19 protein-coding genes are annotated in these 23,563 nt (G+C 67.7%); 12 read left to right on the forward strand and 7 right to left on the reverse strand.

The genetic code is table 11. The features are described from left to right. Window positions 1-74 precede the first annotated feature (74 nt). Window positions 75-1,130 carry a sensor histidine kinase gene (locus tag VI123_RS10000; RefSeq protein WP_336337909.1) on the forward strand — a complete coding sequence of 352 codons (1,056 nt, stop codon included), beginning with the start codon at window positions 75-77 and terminating at the stop codon, window positions 1,128-1,130. Window positions 1,131-1,137: 7 nt separating this feature from the next. Here the strand turns inward: VI123_RS10000 and VI123_RS10005 are convergent, their stop codons facing one another. After that, entirely contained in the window at window positions 1,138-1,848 is a 711-nt protein-coding gene (locus VI123_RS10005; RefSeq protein WP_336337910.1) for an SDR family oxidoreductase, read from the reverse strand. 61 nt (window positions 1,849-1,909) lie between these two features. Beyond that, window positions 1,910-2,866 carry an NADPH:quinone reductase gene (locus VI123_RS10010; protein WP_336337911.1) on the reverse strand — a complete coding sequence of 319 codons (957 nt, stop codon included), beginning with the start codon at window positions 2,864-2,866 and terminating at the stop codon, window positions 1,910-1,912. Between the two features lie 300 nt (window positions 2,867-3,166). Between VI123_RS10010 and VI123_RS10015 the strand changes: the two genes are divergently transcribed. Then, window positions 3,167-5,422 (forward strand): methyl-accepting chemotaxis protein, encoded by a 2,256-nt coding sequence (locus VI123_RS10015; RefSeq protein ID WP_336338269.1) that lies wholly within the window; start codon window positions 3,167-3,169, stop codon window positions 5,420-5,422. A 2-nt stretch (window positions 5,423-5,424) separates the two neighbouring features. Then, entirely contained in the window at window positions 5,425-6,135 is a 711-nt protein-coding gene (sop2, locus tag VI123_RS10020) for a sensory rhodopsin II (RefSeq protein ID WP_336337912.1), read from the forward strand. A 120-nt stretch (window positions 6,136-6,255) separates the two neighbouring features. On the opposite strand, the gene VI123_RS10025 is transcribed toward sop2, so the two are convergent. Together VI123_RS10025 and VI123_RS10030 are read right to left on the reverse strand one after the other, a co-directional pair. Further along, window positions 6,256-6,582, reverse strand: a complete 327-nt coding sequence (locus VI123_RS10025; RefSeq protein WP_336337913.1) for a hypothetical protein — start codon at window positions 6,580-6,582, stop codon at window positions 6,256-6,258. A gap of 123 nt (window positions 6,583-6,705) precedes the next feature. Next, complete coding sequence (locus VI123_RS10030; protein ID WP_336337914.1) at window positions 6,706-7,665, reverse strand: transcription initiation factor IIB; 960 nt, start codon at window positions 7,663-7,665, stop codon at window positions 6,706-6,708. A 262-nt stretch (window positions 7,666-7,927) separates the two neighbouring features. Here VI123_RS10030 and VI123_RS10035 point away from each other — a divergent pair, with 262 nt between their 5' ends. Next, on the forward strand, window positions 7,928-8,452 hold the full coding sequence (locus VI123_RS10035; protein WP_336337915.1) for a hypothetical protein: 525 nt from the start codon (window positions 7,928-7,930) through the stop codon (window positions 8,450-8,452). After that, window positions 8,449-9,174 carry an RNA methyltransferase gene (locus tag VI123_RS10040; RefSeq protein WP_336337916.1) on the forward strand — a complete coding sequence of 242 codons (726 nt, stop codon included), beginning with the start codon at window positions 8,449-8,451 and terminating at the stop codon, window positions 9,172-9,174. The genes VI123_RS10035 and VI123_RS10040 overlap by 4 nt, the downstream gene beginning before the upstream one ends. 2 nt (window positions 9,175-9,176) lie before the next feature. Here VI123_RS10040 and VI123_RS10045 read toward each other — a convergent pair whose 3' ends face one another. Beyond that, the gene (locus VI123_RS10045) at window positions 9,177-11,636 is read right to left on the reverse strand and encodes a bacterio-opsin activator domain-containing protein (protein ID WP_336337917.1); all 2,460 of its coding nucleotides are present in this window, start codon (window positions 11,634-11,636) and stop codon (window positions 9,177-9,179) included. Window positions 11,637-11,934: 298 nt separating this feature from the next. Here VI123_RS10045 and VI123_RS10050 point away from each other — a divergent pair, with 298 nt between their 5' ends. Both VI123_RS10050 and VI123_RS10055 read left to right on the forward strand, forming a co-directional pair. Continuing rightward, the gene (locus tag VI123_RS10050; RefSeq protein WP_336337918.1) at window positions 11,935-12,423 is read left to right on the forward strand and encodes an HTH domain-containing protein; all 489 of its coding nucleotides are present in this window, start codon (window positions 11,935-11,937) and stop codon (window positions 12,421-12,423) included. A 108-nt stretch (window positions 12,424-12,531) separates the two neighbouring features. Then, a complete protein-coding gene (locus tag VI123_RS10055; RefSeq protein WP_336337919.1) occupies window positions 12,532-12,948 on the forward strand; it encodes a DUF7344 domain-containing protein in 417 nt (138 codons plus the stop codon). Here the strand turns inward: VI123_RS10055 and gatE are convergent. After that, the gene (gene gatE, locus VI123_RS10060; protein WP_336337920.1) at window positions 12,945-14,816 is read right to left on the reverse strand and encodes a Glu-tRNA(Gln) amidotransferase subunit GatE; all 1,872 of its coding nucleotides are present in this window, start codon (window positions 14,814-14,816) and stop codon (window positions 12,945-12,947) included. The two genes, VI123_RS10055 and gatE, sit on opposite strands and share 4 nt — an antisense overlap. 89 nt (window positions 14,817-14,905) lie before the next feature. Here gatE and VI123_RS10065 point away from each other — a divergent pair, with 89 nt between their 5' ends. Further along, complete coding sequence (locus VI123_RS10065; RefSeq protein WP_336337921.1) at window positions 14,906-15,694, forward strand: hypothetical protein; 789 nt, start codon at window positions 14,906-14,908, stop codon at window positions 15,692-15,694. Window positions 15,695-15,807: 113 nt separating this feature from the next. On the opposite strand, the gene VI123_RS10070 is transcribed toward VI123_RS10065, so the two are convergent. Then, entirely contained in the window at window positions 15,808-17,214 is a 1,407-nt protein-coding gene (locus VI123_RS10070) for a class II fumarate hydratase (protein ID WP_336337922.1), read from the reverse strand. A gap of 552 nt (window positions 17,215-17,766) precedes the next feature. Here VI123_RS10070 and VI123_RS10075 point away from each other — a divergent pair. The 4 genes from VI123_RS10075 (at window position 17,767) to VI123_RS10090 (ending at window position 23,443) form a co-directional block, all read left to right on the forward strand. Continuing rightward, window positions 17,767-18,831, forward strand: a complete 1,065-nt coding sequence (locus VI123_RS10075; protein ID WP_336337923.1) for a carbohydrate ABC transporter permease — start codon at window positions 17,767-17,769, stop codon at window positions 18,829-18,831. Further along, window positions 18,828-19,757, forward strand: coding sequence for a carbohydrate ABC transporter permease (locus tag VI123_RS10080; protein WP_336337924.1), 930 nt, complete (start codon window positions 18,828-18,830; stop codon window positions 19,755-19,757). The genes VI123_RS10075 and VI123_RS10080 overlap by 4 nt, the downstream gene beginning before the upstream one ends. 17 nt (window positions 19,758-19,774) lie before the next feature. Beyond that, complete coding sequence (locus tag VI123_RS10085; RefSeq protein WP_336337925.1) at window positions 19,775-20,911, forward strand: ABC transporter ATP-binding protein; 1,137 nt, start codon at window positions 19,775-19,777, stop codon at window positions 20,909-20,911. Between the two features lie 75 nt (window positions 20,912-20,986). Next, window positions 20,987-23,443: a bacterio-opsin activator domain-containing protein gene (locus VI123_RS10090; RefSeq protein ID WP_336337926.1), complete on the forward strand. Its 2,457-nt coding sequence runs from the start codon at window positions 20,987-20,989 to the stop codon at window positions 23,441-23,443. Window positions 23,444-23,563 lie beyond the last annotated feature (120 nt).

The raw sequence follows: 23,563 nt of genomic DNA on the forward strand, positions 1-23,563 counted from the left end.
GGCGGTCGAACAGTATCAACTGAGAGAATTGCACTGTTACTTTTTTGGCGACCCTTCCCGGACGAACCGTACACGTGACTACGAAACGCATTCTCGGCTGCGGGACGCTCACGCTGACCGGCGGGGGCCTGGCGGTGGTGTCGGCACGGCAACTACTCGGCGGCACGAACGGCGTCGTCGAGACGGTCATCGCGGCCTTCGGCCTGCTCATCGGCCTCGGCTTTCTCGCCGGGAGCGGCGTGCTTCTCCGAAGCGACCTCCGGACGAAACACGTCCTCAGGGTCGCCGGCTGGAACCTCCTGGGCGTCGTCGCAACGTCGGCCGTCCTGGTCCTGATACTGCTGTACCAGCGGGCGAGCGGGGGGACGCTCCTCGCGCCGCTTTTCAGCGGGACCATCGTCGTCGGCGTCAGCGCCACGGCTCACGTGCTCATCGGCGTCAACGACGTCCGGCGGATACGGGCCCGGAACCTCGCGCGCCAGCGCGAGAAGACGACCGTGATGAACCGCCTCATCCGCCACGACCTGAAACACAGCGCGCAGGTGCTGCTGGGACTCGGGGACGTCCTCTCAGGGACCCCGGACCCGGACGTGGACGACATCGGCGACCGCGTGCGAACGGTCGGGTCGGACCTCGCCGAGATAGACAGCCAGGTCGGGACGGTGACCGACCTCATCGAATCGGAGGACATTGAGCGCGAACCGGTGGCGGTCGACTCCCTCGTCGAGGCCAGCGCCGCGGAGCTTCGACCACAGTTCCCCGACGCGGCAGTCAGCGTGCGCGCCGACGACGGTGTCCGCGCGCTGGCCGGCGACCCGCTCGAAATCGCGGTCAGCGAACTGCTGGAGAACGCGCTGGTCCACGGCGGCGACCCGGCGACCGTAACCGTACGCGTCGACGCCGAGCCACGGACGGTCACGGTGTCGGTCAGCGACGCGGGCCCCGGCATCCCGGAGACCGAGCGCGAACTGGTCAGCGGCGACCAGTCGGTCACGCAGCTGACACACAGCAACGGGCTCGGGCTGTGGCTGTCCAAGTGGGTCGTCGAGGCCTACGGGGGGACGCTCGAGTTCGAAGCCCCCGACGGCGACGGCGCGACGGTCACGCTCCGGCTCGACAGGGCGGACTGAGCCCTGGTCAGGCCTCGCCGTACACCGGGACCGCCGCGCCACTGGTGACCGTGGCGGCGTCCGAACAGAGGAACAGCATCACGGCCGCGATGTCCTTCGGGTCGACCCACGACTCGAAGTCCGACTCGGGCATCATCTCCCGGTTCATCGGGGTGTCGATGACGCTCGGCATGACGGCGTTTGCCCGCACGGTCCCGAGGTTCTCCTCGGCGATGGTCTCGGTCAGGAGCCGGACGCCGGCCTTCGTGGCCCGGTAGATGCCATCGCCCTCGCCGCCCTCCAGCGACGCCCGCGCGGAGACGGAGACGATTGCACCCTCCGTCTCCCGGAGGTGCGAAACCGCGTGTTTCGACGCCAGGAACATCGTCTTCAGGTTCACGTCGAACAGGAAATCGAACGTGTCCGCGTCCGTCTCGTGAATCGGCGTGCCCCCGCGCCAGGTGCCGGCGACGTTCAGCAGGTAGTCGAGCCGTCCGTGGTCGTCGACGACCGCCTCGACCGTCTCGGCCACGTCAGTCTCGTCGCTGAAATCCGCCTGGTAGAAGTCGACGCGCTCGGGCTCGGCCAGCAGGAAGTCCTCGGTGTTCGGTTCGATGATATCGCTGCCACAGACGGTCGCGCCGGCCTCGAGGAAGGCGTCCGCGACCGCGCTCCCCAGCGCCCCGCCGACGCCCGTGATTAGCGCTACCTCGCCGTCGAAGTCGAACTCGACTGACATGGCTATGCCAACGGCTAGCAGGGAAATAAATGTCCGTCCGCGGGACTCGGGAGCCGCCGACCTACGGTGTGACGACGAGCTTGCCGAGGAAGCTGTCGTTCAGCACGTCGTCGTGGGCGGCCGCCACCTCGTCCAGGTCGTAGCGGCGGGCGATGACCGGCGACAGGTCGCCGTCGGCCATGAGCGTCGCCAGTCGGTCGAGTACCGCGCCGAACTCGGGCGTGTTGAACATCGAAACGTGGTGGAAGCTGAGTGCCTTCGCCCGGCAGCGCGGGACGTTCTCGAACGTCGCCGCGAGGTCGGTGTTCCCGATGGCGGCGATGCGAGCGCCCTGGGCGGCGACCTCGGCGTCGAACGCGAGGTAGTCGTCGAGCCGGTGGTCGAGAATCACGTCCGGCGCGCCGGCCTCGACCACGGCGTCGCCGAGGTCGTCACGGCGGTAGTCGAACACGTCGTCCGCGCCGAGGTCGGCCAGCCGGTCGTGGTAGTCCGGCGACGCCGTCGTCGTCACCTGCGCTCCGTTCGCCGCGGCCAGCTGGACCGCGACGTGGCCGACGCCGCCGCTCCCGCCGTGAACCAGCGCCCGCTCGGCCGGCTCCAGCGAACAGGCCGCGACGAGCGTCTGCCAGGCGGTGACGCCGACGAGTGCGACGGCCGCGCCAGCCTCGGCGGAGACGCCCTCGGGGAGCCGCGCCAGGTGCGACTCGGGGACGGTGACGTACTCCGCGCAGGTCCCCTGGAGCCAGTTGCCCAGCCCGGTCGCAAACGCCCGGTCGCCCTCGGCGAAGTCGGCCACGTCCTCGCCGGTCGCGGCGACGGTCCCGGCGCAGTCGGAGCCGGGGACCCAGGGCAGTTCGCCGGGCTCGTAATCACCCGTCCGGAAGTACGTATCGACCGGATTGACCGCCGCTGCCTCGACTTCGAGCAGGACCTCCTCGGGCCCCGGTGTGGGTCGTTCGACGTCGTCGACGCGGAGCACGTCCGTCCCGCCGTACTCGTGGAATCTTACAGCGCGCATTGGCGTATGGTCCGGCGGTACCGGGAAAACGTTTCCCCACGGGGCCGAGCACAGCCCCGCAGCGGCCAACGCGGCGCTGCCGCGAGCGGGTTGAGCTGGCGACGGCGAGGCGTGCCGGGAAACTGGATTCGTTTCGGGGTTCCAGCGCTCCGGTACCACAGTCGGCCACAGCGCTTATCACACGTGAAAATTGCGCAACAACCCTTTATTAGCATGTTTCCGTAGCACTGAGTGATGGAATCAGAAAGGGACTCGCCGCTTCCGAGTGTTATTGCTGGCAGTTACGCTGCCAGACTCGGAGTGGCGCTTTCGTTGGCGATACTCGTCATTATCGCCGTCGGTGTCCTGACGAGCGTCCAGGCGTCCGCGACACTGGAGGAAGATGTCGCGGACGACATCACGGCGCTGTCGGAGACACATGCCGCACAGTTAGACGACTGGCTGACCACGTCGCGGCGGGACGTCCGGTCGACGTCGCGCCTCCCCGTGTTCACTGAGGGGACAGACACGGAGAAACAGCAGCGCCTGGAGCAGCTACGGACCAACGAGGAACTACCGCCCGGGGTGGTGGCGGTCCACTACTTCGACACCGAGACCAACGAGATACGCGCCAGTTCGAACCGGGAGTTCATCGGTGTCGACGCCGCCGACCAGGGCGCGCCCTTCGCCACCGACCCGCCGCAGTTCGACGACCCCGATGACACGCACGTGACCGAGCCGTTTTCGGTGTCGGTCGTCGACCACCCGATAATCGCTGTCGTCTCGCCGGTTCCCGGCGATGAGGACCGGGCGCTCGTGTACATGATCGACCTCAGCCAGAAGGCCGACCAGATATCCGACCAGCGTGAGGGGTCGTTCACCACCGTCGTCAGCACCGACGGCGAGTTCGTCTCGCACCCCAACGCCTCGATGATAGGGTCGACGGCACCGATTTCGCAGATGGAGTCGGACCCCCTGGGCACGCTCGAACCCGGACAGAGCGCGTTCCACGAGACCGATAGCATGCTGATGGGGATGAGCCGCCTCGAATCACACGGCTGGGTCGTCATGGTCCACTCCGACCCGTCGGCCGCCTACGCTCTGAGCGACCAGATAAACTCCGACCTCATCGGGCTCATCCTGCTTGCCGTCGTCAACCTCGGGCTCATCGGTGTCACTATCGGCGGCAACACTATCGCGTCGCTCCGCCGCCTCTCCGTGAAGGCGGAGGCGATAGCGGACGGTGACCTCGACGTCGACCTCGACACGTCTCGGGAAGACGAGTTCGGCACGCTGTATGCGGCCTTCGACAACATGCGGACGAACCTCCGAACGCAAATTTCCGAGGCCGAAACCGCCCGCCAGGAGGCCGAGGAGGCGAAAGAGCAGGCACAGGCCGCCCGCGAGGAAGTCGAGGCCGAACGCAACGAGATGGAGGCACTGACGGGCCACCTCGAACTCAAGGCCCAGCAGTACAGCGACGCGCTGGAGGCCGCCGCCGACGGCGACCTCACCGCGCGGGTGGACACGGACAGCATGAACGAGGCGATGGCCGAGGTCGGCGAGGACATCAACACGACGCTGGACGCGCTGGAAGACACCATCGCGGACATGAAGGCGTTCGCGGCGAACGTCATCCAGTCCAGCGACCGCGTCAACTCGAACGCGGAGCGGGTCGACCAGGCCAGCAAGCAGGTGTCGAAGTCCATCAACGAGATTTTCGAGGGGACGACCGAGCAAAACGAGGGGCTCGAATCGGCGGCCGCGGAGATGCAGAACCTCTCGGCGACCGCCCAGCAGGTCGCCTCCTCGGCTCAGCAGGTCGCCGACACCTCCCAGTCGGCCGCGGACGTCGGCGAGGACGGCCGCGAGGCCGCACAGGAGGCCATCGCGGAAATGAGCGCCATCGAGGAGGAGACCGGCGAGACCGTCGAGGAGATAAACGCCCTCGACGACGAACTCGACGAAATCGGCGAAATCGTCGGCGTAATCACCAGCATCGTCGAACAGACGAACATGCTCGCCCTGAACGCCTCCATCGAGGCCGCCCACGCCGACGGGGACGGGGACGGGTTCGCCGTCGTCGCCGACGAAATCAAGGGCCTCGCGGAGGAGACCAAGGAGGCCGCCGCCGACATCGAACAGCGCATCGAGGCCATCCAGGAGCAGGCGGGCGACACGGTCGAGACGATGGAGTCGACCAGCACCCGAATCACCGAAGGCGTCGCCACGGTCGAGGAGACCGTCGACGCGCTGGAGACCATCGTCGAGTACACGGAGGAGGTCGACACCGGCATCCAGGAAATCGACCGGGCGACCGAGGAACAGGCCCGGACCGCACAGGACGTGATGGGGACAATCGACGACCTGACGACCATCAGCCAGCAGACGGCGACGGAGGCCGACACCGTGGCCGGCGCGGCACAGGACCAGTCCGCCTCTATCGACGAAGTGTCGGAGTCCGCGACGGAACTCCGACAGCGGGCTGACGACCTCGAATCGCTACTGGACCGCTTTACCGTCGAGAGCTCCGCCGGCGCGGGTGTCGACGGCACGGCCGCGGTGGGGGACGACTGACAATGGCAACGATAACGACCTGGTTCACGCTGGGACTACTCGGCGAACTGCTCGGGACGGCGGTGCTGGCGTACGGCTACACGCTCGTCCCCGAAGAGACGCGAAAGCGGTACCTGCTGCTGATAGCGATTCCGGGCATCGCCATCGTCGCCTACGCCCTGATGACGCTGGGTTTCGGCGCGATACAGACGGACGGGCACGTGGTGTACGCAGTTCGCTACGCCGACTGGCTGCTGACGACCCCGCTCAACGTCCTGTTCCTGGCGCTGCTGGCCGGGGCGAACCGACGGGACACGGTGACACTCGTCGTCCTGCAGGCGCTGACTATCGTCTTCGGGTTCGCCGGTGCGGTCTCGCCGTCGCCGGTCAGCTACGCCCTGTTCGCGGTCGGTGCGACGCTGTTCCTCGGTGTCATCTACCTCCTCTACCGGAACATCGCGGGGGCCGCGGCGTCGACCCTGTCGGACATCGAGATGAGCCTGTACCGCACGCTCCGGAACTTCGTCGTCGTCCTCTGGATGGTGTACCCGGTCGTGTGGCTGCTCGGTGTGCCGGGTCTGGGGCTGCTGGACGTGGAGACGGCGTCGCTCGTGGTCGTCTACCTCGACGTGGTCACGAAGGTCGGCTTCGGCCTCATCGCCCTGCTGGCGATGATGGACCTCGGTTCGGTCGGGGAGGCCACTGACGAGGCGACGCCAGTGGCAGGGGACTAAGCGAGGGGCGTGACCGCAGGGAGCGGCCCTCGACTACGGCGAACGGCGGAGCTGTGAGCCGCGGACATAGAGCGACCCTGTCTTTTCGAGCGACTCGTGCACGGCAGCGGTAGCGTCCGCTCAGGCCCGGTCCTCGCTGCCGCCCGTCTCCGCGTCGCCGGCCGTATCGCTCGTCTCGGACTCGTCGGCGGTATCGAGGGCGTCGGGGAGTCGGGTCTCGACGAGCCAGAACGTCAGCCGGTAGACGCCGTAGCCGAGCGCGACGAACAACACCAGGTCGATGAGGTACAGTTCGAGGAACTCGACCAGCGAGATGTCGCTGAGCGCGAGGTCGCCCGTCAGGATGAGAAACTCAAGGGTGGCGACGACGAACAGCGCCGGCGCGAACAGAATCACGAGGCCGATGACCAGACGTGCGAGCCGTTTCTGCGAGGGGGAGACGGGCATACGTACAGTATCGATGGCCGGACAGATAGCTCTACGCGCCACTCGCTCACATCGGTGGGTCTGAGTGGCAGTACGGCCGGAAAACGGGAAGAAATCGCTGCTACGCCAGGCAGGGACGACCGGTCAGTGGATGCCCATCGCTTCGATCTGTTCCTGGTACCGGTTCCGGATGGTGACCTCCGTCACCTGGGCCACGTCGGCGACCTCGCGCTGGGTCTTCTTCTCGTTGCACAGCAGCGAGGCGGCGTAGATGGCTGCGGCGGCGTACCCCGTGGGCGACTTGCCCGAGAGCAGGCCCTGCTCGGCGGTGGTGTCGATTATCTCGTTGGCCTTCGACTGGACCTCTTCGGAGAGTTCCAACTCCGAGGCGAACCGGGGGACGTACTGCTTGGGGTCGACCGGCTCCATCTTCAGTTCGAGTTCCTGGGCGACGTACCGATACGTCCGCCCGATTTCCTTCTGTTCGACCCGGGAGACGTCCGAGACTTCTTCGAGGCTCCGGGGGATGCCCTCCTGTCGACAGGCCGCGTACAGGCAGGCGGTAGCGACGCCCTCGATGGAGCGTCCGCGGATGAGGTCCTCGTTGAGCGCGCGCCGGTAGATGACCGAGGCGACCTCCCGGACCGAGCGGGGGACGCCGAGTGCGCTGGCCATGCGGTCGATTTCCGACAGCGCGAACTGCAGGTTCCGCTCGCCGGCGTCCTTGGTCCGGATGCGCTCCTGCCACTTCCGCAGTCGGTGCATCTGGCTCCGCTTCTCGGAGGAGAGCGACCGACCGTAGGCGTCCTTGTCCTTCCAGTCTATCTGTGTGGTCAGCCCCTTGTCGTGCATCGTCTGGGTCGTGGGGGCTCCGACGCGTGACTTGGACTGGCGCTCGGAGTGGTTGAACGCCCGCCACTCCGGCCCGCGGTCGATGTTCTCGTCCTCGATGACGAGGCCACAGTCCTCACAGACGAGTTCACCGCCGCCGTCGCTGGATATGGACTCCGACTCACACTCGGGGCAGGTCTGCTGGCCCGTGTTCTCGGACTCCTCCTCGCGTTCCTCCTGGTCAGACTCCCGCTGGCGCGTCGGCCGTTCCATGTGTTCTTTTACGGAGAAAAGCCAATCACGTATAAATGTTTGGGCGGTCCCGGCAGTTTTGCCCGATTCGGACCCCCATTACGGGCGTGCGCTGGAATAATCATGTTAAATTCCGCTAGAACTGTCTATATTTCGGACGGCTGCCAGATGGAAACGCCCGCCACGCCCGTCTCGCGCTCCGGGACGACGACGGAGCGAAGGGTCGGCGTCGTCCGACCGCCACATCGCGCTCTTTTAGTCCGGGAGTCCCTCACGCCCACGTATGAGCAAGGTCAACATCGGGCTCCGGGGCTGGCGCTTCGACGAGGACGTGCTCGGACCCGACGGGCGGGTCCAGCCGCTCAAGACGCTGGAGCCGGAGACACGGCAGCGGCTGCTGGTGCTCGCAGAGCGGGTGGTCGACCCCTGTGACGCCTGCTGGCTGATTCACGGCGACGCGGACATCGAGCAGTGCAACGTCGCCGACGCCATCTACGGGGAGCCGATGGGCGAGGTGGTCCTCTGTTCGGACCACGAGACGGACTTCATCTACTGGTTCCGCGAGGACGGCGGCGAGGCCTACGCCGGCGAGACGGACCTCGCTTCGGCGTTTCACGAGTGGTTCGCCGACGGGAACCGCGCCCCAGACGGGTACGTCGGCCTCGAACACGTCGAGGAGGACCCGACGGCCCTGCCGGAGGCCCCCGACAGGGACGAGGCGATTCCGGGCCTGGAGGAGGAAGTCGAGCAGATGGACCAGGAGGACCTCGACGCGCTCGACATAGACCTCAGCGACCTGGACGTATGATTTCGGTCGCCGTCGTCGACGCGGAGACGCCGGGCAACGTCGGCACCATCGCCCGGTCGATGAAGAACTTCGGCCTGTCGGAGCTGTTGCTCGTCGACCCGCCGGAACTCGACCCCGACGGCGAGGCCTACGGCTTCGCCGGGCAGGCCCGTGAGGACATCCTCCCGAACGCCCGGACGGTGACCTTCGACCACCTCGTCGAGAACTACCACACCGTCGCCTGCACGGCGACGACGAACGAGGACCCCGCCAACCACGTCCGGTACCCGGCGACGACGCCGGCCGACCTGGCCGACTCGCTCCGGGGCGTCGAGGGCGACGTCTGCGTCGTCTTCGGCCGCGAGCGGGTCGGGCTCTCGAACGACGAACTCGCCCGGCTGGACCGCATCTGCTCTATCCCCGCGAGCGAATCCTACCCCGTCCTGAACCTCGGACAGGCGGCCACCATCGTGCTCTACGAACTCCGCGAGCTGACCGTCGACGCGACCCAGCACCCCGAGGAGCTACACGCCCTCGCCGAGAAGCCGGCCGTCGAGGGGCTGCACGAGGAGTTCGACCGGTTCCTGCACGCTATCGGCCATCCCGAGGAGAAACAGCACAAGGCCCGGCGGCTGTTCCGCCGGGTGCTCGGCCGTGCGGGACCGACCGGGCGGGAGGCGAAGACGCTTCGTGGGCTGTTCCGGCGGGCCCGGCAGCGCATCGACCGCGCCGGGGACGAGTGAACTCAGTCGGGGTCCCCGAACCCGGTCGCCGTATCGAACAGCCCACCGATGACCGCGTCGTGGGCCTTCCGCAGCCGGTAGTGTAGCGTCGGCGCGGAGATGTCGAGCGTCTCGGCCAGTTCCTCGGCGGAACTCTTCCGCGGCCAGTCGTAGTACCCGCGCGCGTAGGCGGTCTTGAGCGCGGCGGCCTGTTTCGGCGTCAGCCGGTCGCGTAGCCGCGTCTGGAAGTCCGTGGCCGTCGAGACCGGTCGGTCGACGTACTGCTTGCTCCGCAGTTCCGTCCCGGGGGCCGTCTCTCGGACGGTCTCGACGACGGCCCGGACGTCGACGTCTGGTGCCATCTCCGCGGCGAATCGCAGGTCGCCGTCCGCCGCGACGGCCTTCGTCACGGCACCGCCGTAGTCCGCGAGCGCGTCGAGGGGCGACGCCGACACCTCGTCGAGCGCGACTTCGAGCAGTGGCCCCCGGTCCGCCGCCGGCTCGACGACGGCGCAGGACGCGACCGACGGCGTCTCGGTGAGCGCCCGACACACCCGGTCGGTGTCCGCGCCGCTGACCCGAACGTAGTAGAGGCAGTCCCCGTCGCTGGTCGGGACGCGTCGGTCGAGCGTGAACGAGCAGTCGAGCGCGGCGGAGACGTCGGCGAGGACGCCGCCCGACTCGGGCGTCAGGAACTCCAGTTCGACGGCTGTCGCCGCCTGCAACGACTGCTGACTGTGGATGCGCTGGACGGAGAGCGCGATGAGCCGGCCCAGGTCGGCCAGGATGGCCGACTCGCGACAGCCGATTGTGGCTCCGGTCGGCGCGTACACCACCAGTACGCCGTAGGTGGTCTCGCCGGTCGTGAGTGGGACTGCCGCGACGGCCGAAGCGCCCGGGACCAGCGGCCCGTCCGACTGTGCCGCCGCGCCGGCGATGTCCTCGACGACCTGCACCTCGCCGGTGGTGATGGCGTTCGCGGCGAGGCTGTGCTCGGCGGCCGAAAGCCGCTCCTGTGTCGCCTCCTCGATTCCCGCTGCTGTACGCAGCGTCACCGTCGTCGCGTTCTCCCGGCTCCCGACCCACACGGCCCGGTACAGGTCAGAGTCGGTGAGGTGCGTACACACTTCGGATTCGATTCCCTCGCGGGTCTGTGTGTCCTGGAGCGCTTTCGCAATCTCCCGGCCCAGGACGTTGAGCCGCTGTGCCTGTTCGAGCTCGTCGCGCTGGCGTTCGAGTTCCGCCTGCCGGTCCTTGTGGGCGGTGATGTCGCGGGCGACGAAGACGACGGTGTCGAGGTCGTACGCCCGACGCTCCAGGGGCGCGACCCGCGCCTCGAACCAGCGCTCGCCGCCGGGAGCCCCCAGTTTGTACTCCACGGACTGGAACGTCCCGGTCCGGAGGGCCGCACGGACGGTCGCGAGCAGCGAGTCGGCGGTGTCCGCCGACAGCGCCCCGTGGAGCGTCTGCCCGACGAGCGTGTCCGTATCGTCTACCTCGACCATCGCCTCCGGGTCCGTCAGGCAGTCGATGAACCGCCCTTCCGCGTCGATGACGAAACTGGGGTCCGGCAGGGCGGTGTTCAGCGCGTGGCGCTGTTCCGCGTGGCGCTGCCGTTCGAGCTCGTACCCCACCCAGTCCGAGAGCAGGCGGACGAACGTCAGGTCCCACTGCGTGTACGCCGCCGCGCGCGGTTCCAGCCCGTAGAAGCAGAACGTCCCGTACACGGCCCCGTCGACGACGACGGGCGCGCCGATGTAGTTCTCGATTCCCCACGCCGGGTCGGCCAGCGCCGGCGCTTCCGCCTCGACGTCGCTGAGTGCGAGCGGCTCGCGGTACTCGACGACGTGGCCGCAGTTCGGCAGGTCGTCGATGCTCGCCGTCCGGCCGGCTTCGAGGGCCGCGGTCGGCGGCGTCACCACCGCCTCGAACACGTACTCGTCACCGTGGACCCGGGACAGCGTCCCGAACGGCGTTCCCAGCGTCTCACAGCCGTGTGCCAGCAGTGCGTCGAGTTGCTCCGCGAACGTCCGGTTCGCGTCGGTACAGATGGCGTACGCCGATTCGAGCGCCGCCTCCCGCTCTTTCCGGGCCGTGACGTCGATGTGTGTGACCGACGCATACGTCGCCCCGTCGAGCGTGAACGCCGCGGCGTACAGCCGGAACCATCGGTTCGTCGACGGGGAGTGACACGGGTATTCGAGCTCGAAGGTCGGTCGCTCACCGTCGAGGACCGCCCTGATTCCGTCGGCCGCCTGGGGCCCGGTCGCGTCGTCGGCCGCCGCGGCGACGTCGAGGTAGTTCGCGCCCAGCGTCTCCGGTGCCAGGTCCGTCCCGTTCGCCCGACCGAACTCGTCCCACGTCTCGTTCGTCGAGAGAATCACCCCGGACTCGTCGACGATTGCGAACATGAACGGTAGCGTGTCGATGGCCGGCCCGTACAGTGCCGGGACGCCGTGGCCATCCATGCTACTCGGAGCCATACAGTCAGTGTGACGGCGAGCCACTTAACGCCCCGAGTCTAGTTAGAAAGGCAACAATCGGTGGGTGTGTCGGGAGAGCTGAGAGTGCGGCGTATTCGCCGCTGTGGCTGCCAATTCGTCGGGAACTAACGGCTTCGGGCTGGCGGGCGGGCCACGACACGTCCGGATACTAACCGATTACTGTTCGACCCGGATATATCAGCCACCTCTCCGGTTCCCCGCCGCTCGTTCTAGGGGCCTAGAGAGAGTGCTTAGGGCGGTGACCGCTGTAGCGACGCACAGATACCCACACGTCACCATGGACTCTACTCCCACTCCGGTTCGCGTCGAACTGTTCGTCCGGTCCCTGTGCCCGGAGGGCGCAACGCGCCACCAGAACTACGTGCTGGACCGGCTACAGGCGCTCGAAGAAGCGGGTGCCATCGAGGACCTGTCGGTACTCATCTGGGGGAACCGGATAGAGCCGGACATCGCACGGCGGACTCCGGAGGGGCGACGCCTGCTCGCGCGGCTCTCTAGGTTCCGGAAGTGGGCGCGCGATGCCGACGCCTCCTTGGACGCCTTCGACTGGGGGCACCCGGTCACGAACGTGGCCTCCGACGAGTCGCTCAGCGTCATCACCCTGCCGACGCTCGCGCTCGCCGAGTACGTCGACGACGACCTCCAGCACGTCGCCCCCTGTACGCGCGACGGGGTCGCCCACCGCGTCACTGACCGGGTGGACCGCCTCGCGGACGCCACGCGCCCGACAGACGAACCGGAGCGCGAACACACCGTGGTACAGTAACGCCGGGACGCTTCGGATCGGTCCCGTCACGCGGCACGCGAACCACCCGGGCAGGCGGCGACCGCGTCCGAACCGCCCGGCGACACCCCCTGAACACACCCGAGACACATGAACACGGAACAAACTGACACCCCCGACTCGCTCCCGCTGGACGACCGACTCTCGCTCCTTTCCTCGCAGTACCGGCGCTACCTCCTGTACGGGCTTTCGAAGTACACGACGCCGGTCTCGCTCGCGGTGCTCACCGACACGGTCACCGAAATCGAGTACGGGACGCCCGCCGACCAGTACCGCGACGAGCGCCTCAGGATTTACACGGCCCTCTATCACAACCACGTCCCGCGGCTGGTCGATGCCGGCGTCGTCCGGTACGACCAGGCCGACGACGCGGTCGACGTCGGCCCGAACGCGCCGGCGCTCGCCCCGCTGCTCGAACTGACGGTCGACTACGACCTGTCCGCGAACGGCGACGGCCTGTCACGGGAGCCCGTCGATGTCGACGCCCTGTACCCCGACCGGAGCTAGGCCCGCTTCTGTATCTCCGAGCGCAACACGTCGCTCACCGTATCGCCGTCGGCCTTACCGCGGAGCGCGCCCATGCACTCGCCCATCAGCGCCGAGAACGCGCCCATCCCCTCCGCTTCGACCTGGTCCTCGTGACGCTCGACGACCTCGACGACGGCCTCCCTGACCTCCGACTCGTCGACGCCGCCGAGGTCCTCCTGCTCGACCGCCGCCTCGGCCGAGAGCGACGGGTCCTCGGCCAGTGCCGTCAGCAGGTCCTCGATGCCCTCGCGGGGCACGTCGCCGCCGTCGACCAGGAGAACCGCCGCTCGAAGGTGCTCGTCGGTGAGGTTCCCGACGGGGACGTCGTCGCGGCGGAGTTCGGTCAGCGTCGACTCGAGCGTGCCGGCGGCCAGCGTCGGGTCGACGCCCTCGCCCTCGACCAGCGCCTCGAACAGTGGCCACCGCTGGCCGTAGGCGACCTGTTCCGCGAGCCCCGAGCCGAGGCCGAACTCGCTCTCGTACCGGTCGACCTTCTCGGTGAGCAGTTCCGGCGTCTCCACTTCGGTCACGTCCGGCTCGACCGGCGGCACGTCCGTCTCGGGGTACATCCGCGCCGCGCCCGGGAGTGGGCGGAGGTACCGCGAGGTGGCGTCCTCGTTGGCGTCACGGGTCTCCTCCGGGACGCCGTCGAGGGCCGTCTCCGCGCGCTCGGCGACGGCGTCGATGGCGAGTTCGGCGGTTTCGGGGTCGTCGGCGACGATGGCGACGGCGTCCTCGGGACCCGCGTCGACGGCGTCCCGCAGGGCCTCGACCTCCGCTTCGGTGACGCCATAGGCCGGCAGTTCGTCGGTGTGGAAGATGCCGCCCGCGCCGTGGCGCTTGGCGTGGTCCGAGAGCTCCGTGCCGAGTCGGCGGTCGGGCTGAATCTCGCGGCCGACGAGGCCGTCGAAGCCCTCCAGCCGGAGGGCCTGCACCCGCCCGCCGCTGTCGAGCGCGCCGGCGATGACTCCCGAGTCCGTGTCCGCGAACACGTCGGTCACGTCCCGTGGCTCGCCGACGCTGGCCTCGCGCTCGCCGAGTTCCGCGGCGATGTCCAGCAGTTCGACCTGCCGGCGGACCTCGTTGCGGACCAGGTCGTCGATGTCGTCGAGGCTCTGGACGCCCTTCAGTTCGATGCGCGCGCCCTCGGCGATGGAGACGTTCACGTCCTGGCGGATGGTCCCGAGGCCGCGCTTGACCTTCCCGGTCGAACGGAGGAGCATCCCGATGCGCTCGGCGGCCTCGCGGGCCTGCTCGGGCGAACTGATGTCGGGCTTGGTCCCGATTTCGACCAGCGGGATGCCCAGGCGGTCGAGCGAGAAGCGCACGCCGTCGTCGGTCTCTTCGACGCGCTGGCAGGACTCCTCCTCCAGGAGCATGTCCTCGACGCCGACCGGGCCGTCGCTGGTCTCGATTTCGCCGTCGTTGGCGACCAGCATCGACCGCTGGAACCCCGTCGTGTTCGAGCCGTCGACGACGATTTTTCGCATGACGTTCACCTGGTCGACGACGTTCATGTCCAGTAGCTGGGCGATTTCGAGCGCCGTCTCCGTCGCCTCGCGGTCGACGCGGTGGGGCGGCTCGTCGTCCTCCTCGACGAGGCAGGTGGTGTCGTAGGCCAGGTACTCGAACTCCCGGTCGACCATGCTCTCCTCCAGGGCGGCCTCGTCGATTTCGCCCAGTTCGCTCTTGGTCGGGTGGAGATAGCGGGTAAAGGAGCGTCCGGACTCCTCGGGTTCGCGGGTCGTCGTCGGACAGTCACAGAACAGTTTCGTCGCGGTATCGAGTTGCTGGTGAATCTCAAGGCCGGCGACCAGCCCCAGCTCCTCGTAGTCGTACTCGGTCATTGTCGAGGTGTCCGGGACCGGGGGCCAAAAAACGCTCCCTTCCGCCGCCTCGGCGCTGTCCTTTTGCGTCTCTGCCACTCAGGACCGATATGCGCTGGCTGTCGACGGTCGCAATCGCCGCCCTGTTCCTGACGGCCGGCTGTAACGCGTTCGTTGGGGCCGATACCACCGAGCGCGAGACGCTCACGCCGGCCCCGGTACCGACCGCGACGGCGACGGCCGCGACCGCCGCCCCGCCCGGCGTGACGACCGACGGCCTCGACAACGTCGCCCTGCTGTCGGCCGCCCACCGACAGCGGCTCAACGGGACGAGCTACACGCTGCACGAGCGCTACGCCCAGTACAGCACTGGCCGGAACGACACGAGTTCGGTCCGCCGGGCCGAAACCGTCACCGTCGAATCGGCCACCCGGTACCGCGACGAACTGACCCGTGTCTCGACCGACGCGAACGGGAGCTTCGCGCGCTACGAGCAGTCGACCTACGCCGACGGCACCCGCTGGTACGAGCGGCGTGACAACGGCACCGTCGAGCGACAGCGCGGGGCGGTCCGGTTCGGCCGCGACAAGTACGCGTACCGCACCGCGTTCTACCTGAACCGCTACGCCGTCGTCGGCCGGAGCTCGACGAGCGTTACCACCCGCAACGGGACCCGCGTCTACCGCGTCCGCGGCTCCGGCGGAGAACTTCCGACCACGGAGCGGTTGACGGCGTACCGCGTCGAACTTCTGGTCGAACCCGACGGCTTCGTCCGGCGGTTCTCGGTCCGGTACCGGTCCGAGGCCCACGTGGTCAGGTACCGCTTCTGGTACGAACACGTGGGCGAGTCGGCCGTCACTCGGCCGGCGTGGGTGAACGAGTCCACCCCGGCTGGCTGACACCTCGCAGGCACCGCGCCCCCGCGGCTCCTCGCGTCGCCGCTCCGGCCCTCGCGTTCCGCGACTCATCGCCGTTCGCGTTATCGAGGGCCGCTCACTTCGTTCGACCCTCGCTACTCGTCTCCGAGAATCCCGCGCTCGGTCATCTTCGCGGGGTCCAGCACCTCGTCGACCTCGTCCTCGTCGAGATACCCCTCTTCGAGGACGACTTCGCGGATGGTCTTGTCCTCGGCGAGGGCCTTCTTGGCGACCTTGCTGGCCTTGTCGTAGCCGATGGCAGGGTTGAGCGCCGTCGCCAGCGCCATGCTCTGCTGGACGCGCTCGGCGCAGTGGTCGGCGTCGGCTTCGAGTTTGGCGACGAACTTCTCGCCGAACACCGCGCTGCTGTTGGCGATGAGCTTGGCCGACTGCAGGAAGTTCGAGGCCAGCACGGGCTTGTAGAGGTTCAGGTCTATCTGGCCCTCGGCCGCGCCGGCCGAGACGGCGGCGTCGTTACCGACGACCTGCTTGTGGACCTGATTGACCGCCTCGGCGACGACGGGGTTGATCTTCCCGGGCATGATGGAGGAGCCGGGCTGGTTCTCCGGCTGGTCTATCTCGCCGAGGCCGTTGCGCGGGCCGGAGGCGAGCAGGCGGAGGTCGTTGGCTATCTTGTTCAGCGAGCCGGCGACGGTCCGGAGCGCGCCGTGGGCTTCCGACATCGCGTCGTGGGCGGCCTGGGCTTCGAAGTGGTTGTCCGCCTCGCGGAAACTGAGGTCCGTTTCCTCGCTGATGTACTCGGCGGCTTTCGCCGGGAACTCGGGATGGGTGTTCAGGCCGGTCCCGACGGCGGTGCCGCCCAGCGCGAGTTCGGCCAGGCGGCCGTGGGTGTCCTGCACGCGGGAGATGCCCTTCTCGACCTGCGTGCGGTAGCCCGAGAACTCCTGGCCCAGCGTCACCGGCGTCGCGTCCTGGAGGTGCGTGCGGCCGGTCTTGACCACGTCGGCGAACTCGTCTTCCTTGGCTTCGAGCTCGTCACGCAGCGTCTTCAGGCCCGGAATCACGTCCTTCTCGACCGCTTCGAGGGCGGCGACGTGCATCGCCGTCGGAATCACGTCGTTGCTCGACTGGCCGAAGTTGACGTGGTCGTTCGGGTGAATCTCGCGGGTCCCGATTTCGCCGCCGTACAGCTCCGTCGCACGGTTCGAGATGACCTCGTTCGCGTTCATGTTCGAGGACGTGCCCGACCCGGTCTGGAACACGTCGACGGGGAACTGGTCGTCGTGCTCGCCGGCGATGACCTCGTCGGCGGCCTCGATTATACAGTCGGCCTTGTCCTCCGGAACCGTCCCGAGGTCGCGGTTGGCCTGTGCGGCCGCCTTCTTGACGACGCCCAGCGCCCGGATGAACCGCCGTCCGAACGTCACGTCGCTGATGGGGAAGTTCTCGACGGCGCGCTGGGTCTGGGCCCCCCAGTACGCGTCGGCTGGCACCTGCATCTCACCGAGGCTGTCCTGCTCTGTCCGGTACTCGTCGGTCATACGTCCGGGGGGTGGGTCGCACGGTCGTAAAACCCACCGGTACGAGTCGGGACACCATCCGCCACAGGTCCACAACGCCGCGGCGGCCGACCGGTCGCTCCGGTCCCGTCCAACGGTGGAGACCGCGGGGCTCAGAACCCGTGACCTGGATAAATGTGTATTATCATTCGGAAATATTAAGTAGAATCTCTATCCACTTACCATGAGTTCGACGCCACAGAGACGTTCATGACTGACACCCCGGCGACGCCGGTTGCGGCGGCGTGGTGCCGTCGTTCTCGGGTCCCGGGGCTCGATTGGGTACCGACGGACGTGACACCCCGCGAACGCTCGCAACCGGTGTACCCGCCGTGTTGCAACCGCTCGCCCGCTCGGCACGACGACGGGATGGCACACCCGTCGCGCCGGCGCGCCCGCCAGCCTGTGTTGGTGCGACAGACTGGTCCGGACGCGGTCGGCGCGCGCGTGTCGGCCGGCGAGGCAGTGTGACTGACGACACATCCGTCGGGCCGATGGACGGCGAACTCACGTCGGCGAACGACTGACACAACCATGCGCGAGATACTCAGCAGACTCCTCGCCACCGGGGGCCGGCTCCGGTCGGCGGTATCGAGAGACGAATCGGACGGAGACCAACTGGCAACAGACGGGGGTGCGACGGTGCAGACGACCCGGGGCGACTCGCTCCGGAACTCGCTGCCGGTCGAGTGGGAACTCGTCGAATCCGCCCCGTTCTGGCTGCCGCCAGTCCTGTTTGCGGGCTTTTTCGTCTACGGCGCTATCGCCTGGAACTTCCTCCTGTCGCTGACCGACTACAGCGGTCTCGGCGGTGCACAGTACGAGAACTTCGATTTCAGCATGTACAGCCGCATGCTGAGCGACGGGACGTTCTGGCAGGCGGCACAGAACACGGTGGTGTTGCTCGTCGTGTTCACCGTCCTCTGCCTGGCGCTTGGCCTGTTCGTGGCCATCCTCATCGACCAGCAGATACGCTTCGAGAACACCTTCCGGACCATCTACCTGCTGCCGATGAGCCTCTCGTTCGTCGTCACGGCGACGATGTGGGCGTGGGTGTACAATGCCCGCAACGGCGTGCTCAATCAGCTGTTCCGGCTGTTCAATCTCGAAGGCGCGCTGGTCGGCCTGCTCCGCCCGGCGGGGGTCAGCGCGCAGGTGATACAGTGGCTCTCCTGGAACACGACCGCCCTGGCTGCGGTCATCTTCGCTCTCATCTGGCAGTTCAGCGGTTACGCGATGGTCGTGTTCCTCGCCGGCCTCCGGGCGATTCCCACCGAACACTACGAGGCGGCGCGGGTCGACGGCGCGTCGACGGTCCGGATGTACGCGCGGGTCATCATCCCGCAACTCCGGGCCTCCGCGGTGTCGGCGTCGGTGGTGTTGATGGTGTTTGCGCTGAAGGCGTTCGACTTCATCTACGCGCTGCGGGGCTCACAGCCGGGGGCGAACATGGACATCCTGGCGACGATGATGTACCGCGTCGCCTTCGACAGCCTCCAGTGGGCGTACGGGTCCGCCGTCGCCATCGTGCTGTTCGTGCTCGCCCTGCTCGTCATCGGACCGTATCTCTACAGCGAATACCGACGGGGTGAACTATGAGTACTGGAGACGGCGGCTTCCTCGACGGGCTTCGGAACACGGAGAGCAGTCGTATCGGCCTGTATGCCCTCCTGCTCGCGGGCATCGCCTTCTACCTCTTCCCGGTGGAGACGGCCGTGATGACGATGTTCAAGACCGAGAGCGCGTTCGCCCGGACGCTCCCGTTCGCGCCGCCGGGTGCCGACGGCTTCACGCTCGACGCGCTCGCCACCGCCTGGAACACGCTTCGGCCGGGACTGCTGAACTCGCTGCTGATGGCGATTCCGGCGACGATTATGTCGGCGCTGCTGGGGAGCCTGACTGCCTACGGGCTGACGACGCTGAGCTGGCGCGGCCAAGTCGGCGTGGTCGTCCTCATCATCGCGGGCATCTTCATCCCCTACCAGGCCGTGCTGGTCCCGCTGGCACAGTTCTGGTTCCAGGTGCTCCCCGGTATCGTCGAGGGCTTTATCAACACGCTCTTTGGCTTCCTCACCGGTGGGAACTGGGAGTACCCGAGCCGCAACGGTTACGTGCAGCTGCTGCAGCTGTCGGTCACTCACGCGGCCTACGGGATTCCCATCTGTACGCTGCTGTTCCGGTCGTACTACCAGAGCATCTCGGACGAGATGATAGAGGCCGCTCGCCTCGACGGCGCGAGCGCGTTCAGCATCTACCGCAACATCATCCTCCCGCTGTCGCTGCCGATGTTCGCGGTGACGCTCATCTACCAGTTCACGCAGGTGTACAACGACCTGCTGTTCGCGCTGGTGCTCATCAACGAGCCGGCCTCGCAGGTGGCGACCCAGCGCCTCGCGGCGCTGACCGGCGGGGTCGTCCAGTCGTTCAACACCACGATGGCGGGGGCCATCGTCGCAGCACTTCCGACGCTGCTCGTCTACATCGTGTTCGGCGAACAGTTCGCGAAAGGCGTCGCTGGAGAGTAATCACGGAGGCATTCACTATGGCACAACTCACACTGGACGAGGTAACGAAGACGTTCCAAGACGACGACGGCGAAATCATCGCTGTAGACCGGGTATCAGCCGACATCGAGGACGGCGAGTTCCTCTGTGTCGTCGGCCCGTCGGGCTGTGGGAAGTCGACGACCCTGCGGATGATCGCTGGCCTCGAAGACATCACGAGCGGCGAAATCCGACTCGACGGACAGGTAATCAACGACCAGCCGCCGGCCCGGCGGAACGTGGCGATGGTGTTCCAGTCCTACGCCCTGTATCCCCACATGACCGTGCGGGAGAACATGGCCTTCGGGCTGGAGGAGTCGACGGACATGCCCGACGACGAGATAAACGAGCGCGTCGAGCAGGCGTGCAAGGACATGGGCATCTACGAGCTCATCGACCGCAAGCCCGGCGAACTCTCGGGCGGCCAGCAACAGCGGGTGGCGCTGGGCCGAGCAATCGTCCGGGACCCCGAAGTGTTCCTGATGGACGAGCCGCTGGCGAACCTGGACGCGAAGCTCAAAGCCGAGATGCGGACCGAGCTCCAGGAGCTCCAGCAGGAACTGGACGTGACGACGGTGTACGTCACCCACGACCAGACGGAGGCGATGACGATGAGCGACCGCATCGCCATCCTCAACGACGGCGTCCTCCAGCAGTGTGCGACGCCGCTCGAGTGTTACCACGAGCCGAACAACCTCTTCGTCGCCGGTTTCATCGGCGAGCCGTCGATGAACTTCTTCCCGACTACCCTGGAGGGGTCGACGCTCAAAGGCGACTGGTTCGAGTACGAACTCAGCGACGAGACGCTCGCCGAAATCGAGGGGACGACCGACGTCACGCTGGGCATCCGGCCCGAGGACATCGAGTTCGTCGACAGCGACGACCCGAACGTGTTCGACGCGTCGGTCAACGTCGTCGAACCGCGAGGCAACGAGAACACCGCCCACCTGCAGTTCGACGAGTCGATGGACGAGCAGTTCACCGCGACCGTCGGCGGGATGAAACGGCTCGACGCCGGCCAGCGCGTCAGGGTCCGGTTCCCAGAGGAAGCAATTCACCTCTTCGATACGGCCAGCGGCGAGGCCGTCCGGAACCGGGAACTCGGCGAGGTCGAAGCGGTCGAATCGGTCGTCTGAGTCGGTATCACCGCTGATATTTTCCGCGGAGCGTTTTTCAACCGGTCCCGGACTACTACGCGTACATAGCCGTTTATGCCTCAGCAACCTGACAGCAGACCGACCGTTCTCGTCGTCGGGTCGCTGGACCCCGTGGCACAGCGTCTGCGCGACCGTGGCGTAACCGTCTCGCGGGTCTCGGGAACGACGGCGGCCGTCGAACGGGTCGACGGGGGCGGCGTCGACTGCGTCGTCGCGGCGTATCGGACAGCACCGCTCACCGGCGTCGAACTCGCCGGGTCCGTCCAGTCGCAGGCCGACGTGCCGACCGTAGTCGTCGGGGACGCCCCCGACGGCGCGAACGACGTACCGGGCGTCCACCGGGTGGTGGCAGACGCCGGGCCAGAGGACGTCGCCGACGCGGTTTTGCGGGCCGTCGAGTCACGGACCGACGGGCTCGACCCGGAGCCGGCGGCGCTGACCGGGTCGTCCGACGTGTACGAGACGATTCTCGGGACGGCCGCCGACGGCATCTACTTGCTCGACGCCGACGGCCGCGTGCAAACGGTCAACGACGCGCTGCTTTCGAAGACGGGCTACGACCGGACGGAACTGCTCGGCGAGCACGTCTCCGTGCTGATATCCGAGGAGGACGTCGCCCGCGGCGAGCGGCGAATCGCCGAGGAGCTCCGGAAGCCGGAGCCGAGCGTCGTCTCGCTGCCGGTCACGCTCGAACGCGCGGACGGAACGACCTGCCCCATCGAGTGCCGCATCGGCCTCCTGACAGCGGACGGGACGCTCCGCGGGACCGTCGGCGTCTGCCGGGACGCCAGCGACCAGCGGAGCCACGAGGAGACGCTGACTGAACTCCACGACAGCAGCCGGGCACTGCTGGCCGCGGAGTCGAGCCACGAGGTCAGCGACGCCGTCGTCGAGGCGGCCGAGACTATCCTCGATATCGAGGTGGCGAGCGTATACCGGTTCGACGAGGCGGCGAACGCGCTCCGACCGCAGACGTGGTCCGAACAGACGGCCGTCCTGCTCGGGGACCCCCCGACCTTTCGCGCGGGGGAGGGCATCGCCTGGGAGGTGTTCGTGAGCGGGACCTCCCGCATGTACGACGACGTGTCGCAAGCGCCGGCGGCGTACAACCCGCAGACGCCGATACGCGCCGAGGTCTGCGTCCCGGTCGGGGACCACGGAGTCTTGCTGTTCGGCTCGACGACCGCCGGAGAGTACGACGACCGAACCGTCGAACTGGCCGAAATCCTGGCCGCGAACGCCGAGGCCGCTTACGACCGGATGGAACGGGACGCCCGGCTCCACGAGCGCGACCGGGAGCTACGCGAGCAGAACCGGCGGCTCACCCAGCTGGAGGAAATCAACGACCGGGTGCGCCAGATAGCCCACGAACTGGTCGGGGCGACGACCAGGGCCGACATCGAGCGCATCGTCTGTGACCGGCTGGCCTCGCTGGAGGACCACGAGTTCGTCTGGATAGGCGACGCCGACACCGTCGGGTCGACTGTGACGCCGCGGTTCTGGGCCGGGACGAAACGCGGCTATCTCGATGCCGTCACCGTCGACGCCGAGGCGACGGCCCCGGAGCCGACGGCCCGGGCCGCCCAGACGCAGGGGCCGGTGGTGACACGGGTAAGCGACGAGCTCCGGAGCGGGCGCTGGCAGCGGGAGGCGCTGACCCGGGACTACCGGTCGGTGGCCAGCTTCCCGCTCCGGCACGGCGGGGTCCCGTACGGGACGCTGTCCGTGTACGCCAGCCGCGTCGACGCCTTCGAGGGGGAGACCGAAGCCGTGCTGACCCAACTCGCCCGGACGGTCGGTCACGCAATCGCCACGGTCACCCAGCGACGGGCGCTGCTCGCTGACACCCGGGCGGAACTGGTTTTCGGCATCGAACAGCAGGCGACGGTGCTGTTCACGCTGGCCGATGCCCTCGACTGCGAGCTGTCGGTCACCCGCCTGCTGCCACAGTCCGGCCGGACCTCGCTCGCGTTCGGCACGGCGACGGGCGTCACTACGGCGACGTTCCGGACGGTCTGTGAGGACAGCCACGGGGTCGAACGGGCGCGCGTACTGCAGGCCGACGGCGACGAGATCCGGTTCGAACTGCGGGTCGACGGCCCCTCGGTCGTCGACCCGGTCGGCGACCACGGGGGATCCCTCGAACGGCTCGTCATCGACGACGGGGCCGGTCTGCTCGAACTGACGGTCCCGGCCGCCGGCGACGTGTCGGCGTTCGTCAACACGTTCGTCGAGCGGTTCCCCGGGACGGAACTGCTCGCGCGACGGGAAAAGGACCACCGCGAGGAGTCCATCGAGCGGGCGCTGGACTCGCTGACCGAGCGCCAGCGCGAGGTGCTGGAAGTCGCACACAGGCACGGCTACTACGAGTGGCCCCGGGACAGCACGAGCGAGGTGGTCGCCGAGTCGCTCGACATCTCGGTGCCGACCCTCACCGAACACCTGCGGCGTGCGGAAGCGAAACTGGTCGCGGCCGTGGTGTCCTCGACCGACGAGCCCGCGGCGAGATAGCCGACTGTCCCCCGTGTTTTTTCGACTGATAATTCTGACCCTCTGATGTTAGGCCACCCGCTTGCGGGCCCCTATGCTGTTTGGCACACTCTGTATGTGGGTCTGTGTCAATGGTGCTGA

It is taken from the genome of Haloarcula sp. DT43, from assembly GCF_037078405.1.
Classification (GTDB): Archaea; Halobacteriota; Halobacteria; order Halobacteriales; family Haloarculaceae; genus Haloarcula; species Haloarcula brevis.